Origin of the sequence: Streptomyces sp. NPDC005878 (assembly GCF_040629815.1) — a bacterium.
In the GTDB taxonomy this organism is placed as follows: domain Bacteria; phylum Actinomycetota; class Actinomycetes; order Streptomycetales; family Streptomycetaceae; genus Streptomyces.
In genome coordinates this window covers 1-7,448 of record NZ_JBEXWK010000057.1, presented here as the reverse complement: position 1 = coordinate 7,448, position 7,448 = coordinate 1, and the positions used below count along the sequence as shown (strand labels likewise).

Below are 7,448 nucleotides of genomic sequence, written 5' to 3'. Positions count from 1 at the left end.
GGACCGCGTCGAGCAGGGCGGCCAGGGTGCGGCGGAAGCCCGCCTCGTCACCCGCGCGCCCCTAACTGCCCAGGGGCGCGGGGAACTGCGCGCTCGGCCACCCACGACCCGCAGACGAATTCCGCAGCCCGCCCGCAGGCGCCTTCCGGGCCGGGCCCAACCCCCTAAGGGGCGCGGGGAACTGCGCACTCAGCCACCCACAACCCGCAGACGAACACCGCCACGCCCCCAACACCCCCCCGCTGTGGGCAGTCGTGCCGCTAGGGGCGGCACGGGTGGGCACAGCGGCGCCCCGGCCGGGCAGGCAACCCCTTCACCCCCGGCCCAGCGCCCCCGCCCGCACCCCGAACACGACCCCGTCGGGCGCGCTCCCGTACACCACGGCACCGGCACCCGGAACGGCACCCGCACCCACCCCCGCGCCCGCACCCCCCACCACCGGCGCCGGCAGACTCGCCGCAAAGGTGTCGCGCCCCGACGCCATCCGCGGCCCGGTCTGCCCCACCAGCACCCCCCGCCCCGCATCCACCGCCAGCAACCGCCCGTCCGAAGCCGTCACGTACACCCGGCCACCCCCCACCACCGGCCGCGACGCCCGCGCGGCCCCCGTCTCCAGGCGCCACACCTGCGCACCCCGCCGGGTGTCCACCGCCAGCAACGCCCCGCCCGCCCCGAACACGTACACGGTGTCCCCGTCGACCGCCGCCTGCGCCTGGTCGACCGGAGCGGGCAGCGCGGCACGGCGGACGGTCCGGGCCGCGCTCGCGGTGTCCAGGCGCACCACCGCCGTGGTGAAGCTGTCCGCGTCCACCGCAAGCAGCGTGAGCGCGCCCCCGCTCGCCCCCACCGCCCCCAGCGAGCCCGGCAGCCGCTTGGTCCAGAGCACCTTCCCGGTATCCGGCGCCACGGCGCTGACCAGCGAGGTCGCCGCATCCGGGGCCACCGACACGGCGTACAGCGCGCCCCCTCCGGGCGCCGCCACCCACTGCGCGTTCGCGGCGGCGGGCCGCCCGCGCCAGCGCTCCTCGCCGCTCGCGCTGTCGAGGCAGCGCACCTCGCCGCCGCCGGTGGTGAACAGGACGGACGTGTCCCCGAAGGCGAGGGCCCCGTGCGCCGGAACCGGGCGGGTCCAGCGTCTGGCGCCCGTCGCCGGGTCGAGCGCCTCGATACGGCCCGCGCCCGGCGGCGCCACGAGGACGAGCCCGCCGGAGATCCGGGGCTGCCCGTCGTCGGCCACCCGCCCCGCCGCCCCCGTGGCCTTCACCGACCACAGGACGCGCCCGTTCGCCGGATCGAGCCGGGCCGCGGTGACCCCGGGCGCGGCGCAGTACAGCGCCCCGCCGCCGAGGGAGCAGGCCGGCGCACGGTTCCCGCTCCCGCGCCCGGCGAGCGGCACCACCCAGGGCGTGAACATCTGCCCCGCCCCCGCCTCCACCCCCCGCGAAGCACCGCCGTCCCCGCCATCCCCGCCCCCGGCCATCCGTACGCCCACCACCGCGCCCGCGACCACCGCCACCAGCGCGGCAGCGGCGGCGGCCCACCGCAGCGGCCGACGCGCCTCCCGCCGGGGAGCGTCCGGGGGCGGCGCGGCCTCCCGCCGGTGGGTCGGCACGTCGGAGCCGTCCTGCTCCCCGCCCGGCCACGGCCGCCCCGGCACCTTCTCCACCGGGTTGCTGAAACGCTGGGTCGGAATGAAGGCCTCGGTCCCGTACGCCGCCGAGCGCAGCTCCGCCATCAGCTCGTCCGGCGTGGGCCGGTCCTCGGGCTTCTTGGCGAGACAAGCGCTCAGCACCGGAACGAGGTCGTCGGGAACCCCGCTCAGATCGGGCTCGTTGTGGACGACCTGGTACGCCACGATGTAGTGGCTCTCGGAGTCGAACGGCCCGTTCCCCGTCGCCGCGTGCACCAGCACCGCGCCCATCGCGAAGACGTCGGCGGCGGGCCCCACCTCGCGCGGTGCCTGGAACTGCTCGGGCGCCATGAACGGCGGCGTACCGATCAGCTTCCCGGTCTCGGTGCGCAGATCGCTGTCGTACGGGCGCGAGATGCCGAAGTCGATGACCTTCGGCCCGTCGGCGGCGAGCAGTACGTTGCTCGGCTTGAGGTCGCGGTGGACGACCCCGGCCCGGTGGATGTCCCGCAGCGCCTCGGCGAGCCCGGCCCCCAGCCGCCGTACCTGCGAGGCGTCCAGCGGCCCGTTCCGCTTCACTTCCTCGGCGAGGGTGGGCCCGGGGATGTAGAGGGTGGCCATCCAGGGCCGCGCGGCGGTCGGATCGGCGTCGACGACGGACGCGGTGAACGCGCCGCTCACCCGCCTCGCGGCCGACACCTCCTGCCGGAACCGCGCCCTGAACTCGGGGTCCTTGGCATGCTCGGCGTGGACGACCTTGACGGCCAGACGCAGGCCGGAGGCGGACGCGGCCAGCCGGACCACACCCATGCCGCCGGAGCCGAGCGTCGACTCCAGCCGATACTGCCCGGCGTACTCCGGTACCCCCGGACGTTCCGCTTCCGGACCCGGCCCCGTGCTGCGCAACGGCGGCATCGCCCACCCCCGTGTGTTCGTCCCCGAGCGCGACGCTCGGAGCCTAGTCGATGATGCGTGCGAGACCCGAGGGGCTTGCTAGCCTGCGGGTCGCGTGCGTGGCGTACGCAAAGTGACGGTGACGGGGGAGGCCAGACATGGCTACGGACGAGCTCGCGGGCGCGCAGAGCGTGCAGGGCGTGCAGGGCGTGCAGAGCGAGACGACGACGAAGCGGTACCCGGTGGCGCCGGGCGTACAGCTGAACGTCCGCAGCGGCCCCGGCACGGGCTACCCCGTGGTCAAGGTGCTCCCCACCGGGGTGAGCGTCCCGATCAACTGCCAGTGCCCCGGAACGACCGTCGCCGGCCCGTACGGCACATCGAACATCTGGGACAACATCGCCAACGGGCAGTACGTGTCCGACGCGTACGTACGGACGGGGAGCGACGGGTACGTGGCGGTCCGCTGCGGCTAGCCGTCCCCCGGCAGCAGGGATAATCGACCCCATGAGCGACCAGAACGCCGGCGGTACAGGCGCGAGCGGCCCCGAGCCCGAGCCCATCCGCTTCTTCGGCACGACGTGGGTCGACCACGACGGCGGCTACGGCCTGCGCCGCGCCGGCGTGGCGGTCGGCGCGCTGGTGGCGGCGGTGGCGGCGTGCTTCGTGCTGCGCTTCGCCTACCAGGGCCTCCAGATCGCGGACACCGGCGCCTTCGTGACGGTCCTGGTCGTGGTGATGTTCGCGCTGTGCAGCGCGATGGCGTTCCGCAAGACCTGGGAGGGCTTCTCGGCCCGCCCCACGGACCCCGAACGCGAACGCTCCCTCCAGGGCCTGAAGGCGATCGGCTTCGTCGGCTCCCTGGTGGCGTACGCCTTCCGAGCACTCCGCGAGGCCCCCGGCGAGACCCTGCACCGCAGGGAGTACGAGGAGGCCCTGAAGCGCCACGAACGCCGCAAGGGGAAGAAGAGGCCGAGGCGAGGCTAGCCCCCTCCGGCCGTTCCGCGGCGGCCAATCCACAACCTGTGGACAACGCCGACAGACCCCGCTGCACCCCCGCCCGGGCGCGGCCATACGCGACGGCCCGATCGCCCGTTTCCCCACGCCCACCGGCGCCACCTGCCCGCCCGCGCCCTACGACGACCCGCCCACGCAGTTCCCCGCGCCCTTTAACCCGTGTTCGTGTGCGGGTTGTGGTGGGTTGCTCGCGCAGTTCCCCGCGCCCCTTAGCCCGCGTTCGTCTGCGGGTGGTGGTGGGCTGGTCGCGCAGTTCCCCGCGCCCCTTAGCCCGTGTTCCTCTGCGGGCCGAGCTGGGCTGGTCGCTCAGTCCCCGTGCACCTGGGGTCTGCGGGGCGGTGGGCGCCTCGGCGCGGAGTTCCCCGTGCCCCTGATCGGCCGGGTGGGGCGTAACCGGTTGGCGTCTGCGGGCTGTGCTGGGCTGGGCGCGCGGTTCCTCGCGCCTCTGTGCAGGCGCCTTCAGTCCCTCGGGCGAGGGCCCCGCCTTTCGGCCGTCGCCGGCCATCTGCCCCTCTACTCGGCCGTTCCGGCCGTTATCCGCGCCCTCCCACCGTCCCTCTGACGGGCACAGGGGCCGCAGGCCCCGTGCCTTCAGGGGCGCGGGGAACTGCGCGACCAGCCCCCACCGGCCCGCAGGTGAATACACCCCCGGCCGCCCGCCGAGGGCTTTCGGGAAGGGGCGGGGCGGGGAGAACCAACACCCCCGCACCCCCCACCCACCTTGACGCCCACCCCCACCCCACGCAATATTCAACACATGATGAATTACACCCGGACCCCGACCCCATCTCCGCCCCCAACATCAGACCCACCCCCACCCCCCGCCCTAACCGCCACATCCCTAACCGTCACCCGAGGCCCCCACCCCGTCCTCAAAGACCTCCACTTCGCCGCCCCCCAAGCCCGCATCACCGGCCTCCTCGGCCCCTCCGGCTGCGGAAAGTCGACCCTGATGCGGTCCATCGTCGGCACCCAGGCCAAGGTCACCGGCGAACTCACCATCCTCGGCCACCCCGCCGGCTCCCCGGCCCTGCGCCCCCTGATCGGGTACGTCACCCAATCACCCTCCGTGTACGACGACCTGACGGTACGTCAGAACCTGGAGTACTTCGCCGCCGTACTCCACCCCGGCCGCCCCCACCGCGAAACCCGCACCACCGCCGTGGACCGCGCCATCACGGACGTCGCCCTCACCACCCACGCCGACACCCTCGCGGGCCGCCTGTCCGGCGGCCAGCGCAGCCGCGTGTCCCTCGCGGTCGCCCTGCTCGGCACCCCCGAGCTGCTCGTCCTCGACGAACCGACCGTCGGCCTCGACCCCGTCCTGCGCCGCGACCTGTGGAACCTCTTCCACGCCATCGCCGCCGACCGGGGCACCACGATCCTGGTCTCCTCGCACGTCATGGACGAGGCCGAGCGCTGCCACAGCCTGCTCCTGATGCGCGACGGCCGGATCCTGGCCCAGGACACCCCCGAAGCCCTCCGCACCCGTACCGGCACGGCCACCGTGGAAGAGGCCTTCCTGGCCCTCGTGGACGAGGCAAACCGCGACGACCGCACCCCGCCCCCCGGGAAGGAGGCAACACGATGACCACCCCGACCCCGCCCCCGACCCCCACCCCCACCCCCACGGCCCCGGCCACGACCACCCCCACCCCGACCCGGCGGACCACCCCCGCCACCCCCACCGCCCGAACGACCCCCACCCCCGCCCGCACCCTCGCCACCACCGCCCGCGTCCTCCGCCAGCTCCGCCACGACCCCCGCACCATCGCGCTCCTGGTCCTCGTCCCCGTCGCGATGGTCACCCTGCTGCGGTACGTGTTCGACGCCTCGCCCCGCACCTTCGACGACATCGGCGCGTCCCTGCTCGGGATCTTCCCGCTGATCACGATGTTCCTGGTGACGTCGATCGCCACCCTGCGCGAACGCACCTCCGGCACCCTCGAACGTCTCCTCGCCATGCCGCTCGCCAAGGGCGACCTCATCGCGGGCTACGCCCTCGCCTTCGGCCTGCTCGCCGTCGTCCAGTCGGCCCTGGCCACCGGTGTCTCCCTCTGGGTCCTGGGCCTGGACGTCCTCGGCTCCCCGTGGCTCCTCCTGCTGGTGGCCCTGCTCGACGCCCTCCTGGGCACGGCCCTCGGCCTCTTCGTCTCGGCCTTCGCGGCCTCCGAGTACCAGGCGGTGCAGTTCATGCCGGCCGTGATCTTCCCCCAGCTGCTGCTCTGCGGCCTGCTCACCCCGCGCGACTCCATGCAGCCCGCCCTGCACGCCGTCTCGAACGCCCTGCCCATGTCGTACGCGGTCGACGCGATGACCCAGATCGTCCACCACCCCCACCCGACCACCGCGTTCGTCCGCGACATCCTGATCGTCGCCGCCTGTGCCCTGCTGGTCCTGGCCCTGGGCGCCGCGACCCTGCGCCGCCGCACCTCCTGAAGCGCGTACGGAACAGGGCGGCCACCCCGTACCGCCCTTCGGACACCCCACGCCCCCACGGCCCGCACGGTGCGAGGATGACGAAGCCAGACCCCGCACCACGGAGCGACCCCGCACCACCCGGAGGGTGACCGCATGACCCACACCGTCGCAGTCCTCGGCACCGGCAAGATCGGTGAAGCCCTCCTGAGCGGGATGATCCGCGCCGGCTGGAACCCCGCGAACCTCCTGGTCACGGCCCGTCGCCCGGAACGCGCCGAGGAGCTGCGCACCCGTTATGGCGTCGACTCCGTCAGCAACGCGGACGCCGCCAAGCGCGCCGACACCCTGATCCTCGCCGTGAAGCCCCAGGACATGGGCCGCCTCCTCGACGAGCTCACCCCGCACGTCGCCCCCGACCGCCTGGTCATCAGCGCCGCCGCCGGTATCCCGACCGCCTTCATCGAGGAACGGCTCGCGCCGAACACCCCGGTCGTCCGCGTCATGCCGAACACCCCCGTCCTCGTCGACGAGGGCATGTCCGTCATCAGCGCGGGCAGCCACGCGACCCCGACCCACCTCGCCCATACGGAGGAGATCTTCGGCGGCGTCGGCAAGACCCTGCGCGTCCCGGAGTCCCAGCAGGACGCCGCCACGGCACTCTCCGGCTCCGGCCCGGCGTACTTCTACTACCTGGTCGAGGCGATGACCGACGCCGGCATCCTGCTCGGCCTGCCGCGCGCCCAGGCCCACGACCTGATCGTGCAGGCCGCCATCGGCGCCGCCGTGATGCTCCGCGACAGCGGCGAACACCCCGTCAAGCTGCGCGAGGCGGTCACCTCCCCGGCGGGCACCACGATCAGCGCGATCCGCGAACTGGAGAACCACGGTGTACGGGCCGCCCTGATCGCCGCCCTGGAAGCCGCCCGCGACCGCAGCCGCGAGCTGGCCTCGGGCAACGGCTGAGCCCCGCCCGAACCCCTGTCCTGGCTGCTGTCCGCACCCCCGCCCGGAGGGCCGTCGAGGCCCCCGCCGAGGACCACTCGTACGGCCCCCGGGCCGGGGTTGACACGTACTTGGCCCGTACGTAGTGTTCTCCGAGTTGTCCGACGTGAGCGCCGACTCCGGTCGGTCCCCGGACAGCCATTCCGCACCAACCACTTGATCCGAACGGCGATCATCGCCGTTTCGTTTTTCGTGCACTTTTGCGAAATGAGGAATCCGCGTTCGATAAGGACGCAGCCCCGATTGGCATCGGGGGCCGGGATTCCGCTAAAGTCTCACTCGTCGGAACGGCCCAACAGTCGGGAAGACAAACCGACTTGGTCCGGGAGACCGGAAATCGGGCCCGAAAGGATCTGATAGAGTCGGAACCGCCGGAAGGCCGAAAGGCCGGAAAGCGAATCCCGCCGACAGGGAAATCGGACGCGAAAGAGTCTGATAGAGTCGGAAACGAAGGAAGCGCCCGGAGGGCCCGGAAACGGGAACG

At 73.5% G+C, this 7,448-nt stretch carries 6 protein-coding genes; 5 read left to right on the top strand and 1 reads right to left on the bottom strand.

Going from position 1 to position 7,448, the window contains the following annotated elements; all coding sequences use genetic code 11:
- Positions 1-313 precede the first annotated feature (313 nt).
- On the bottom strand, positions 314-2,545 hold the full coding sequence (locus ABZ404_RS39015) for a serine/threonine-protein kinase (RefSeq protein ID WP_358991695.1): 2,232 nt from the start codon (positions 2,543-2,545) through the stop codon (positions 314-316).
- Positions 2,546-2,682: 137 nt separating this feature from the next.
- Here ABZ404_RS39015 and ABZ404_RS39010 point away from each other — a divergent pair, with 137 nt between their 5' ends.
- From ABZ404_RS39010 to proC, 5 genes are all read left to right on the top strand, one after another.
- Positions 2,683-3,000 carry a peptidase gene (locus ABZ404_RS39010; RefSeq protein WP_358837600.1) on the top strand — a complete coding sequence of 106 codons (318 nt, stop codon included), beginning with the start codon at positions 2,683-2,685 and terminating at the stop codon, positions 2,998-3,000.
- Between the two features lie 31 nt (positions 3,001-3,031).
- Positions 3,032-3,511: a hypothetical protein gene (locus tag ABZ404_RS39005; RefSeq protein WP_358837599.1), complete on the top strand. Its 480-nt coding sequence runs from the start codon at positions 3,032-3,034 to the stop codon at positions 3,509-3,511.
- A 787-nt stretch (positions 3,512-4,298) separates the two neighbouring features.
- A complete protein-coding gene (locus tag ABZ404_RS39000; protein ID WP_358837598.1) occupies positions 4,299-5,132 on the top strand; it encodes an ABC transporter ATP-binding protein in 834 nt (277 codons plus the stop codon).
- The gene (locus tag ABZ404_RS38995; RefSeq protein WP_358991692.1) at positions 5,129-5,980 is read left to right on the top strand and encodes an ABC transporter permease; all 852 of its coding nucleotides are present in this window, start codon (positions 5,129-5,131) and stop codon (positions 5,978-5,980) included. The genes ABZ404_RS39000 and ABZ404_RS38995 overlap by 4 nt, the downstream gene beginning before the upstream one ends.
- A gap of 135 nt (positions 5,981-6,115) precedes the next feature.
- The gene (gene proC / locus ABZ404_RS38990) at positions 6,116-6,925 is read left to right on the top strand and encodes a pyrroline-5-carboxylate reductase (protein WP_358837815.1); all 810 of its coding nucleotides are present in this window, start codon (positions 6,116-6,118) and stop codon (positions 6,923-6,925) included.
- Positions 6,926-7,448 lie beyond the last annotated feature (523 nt).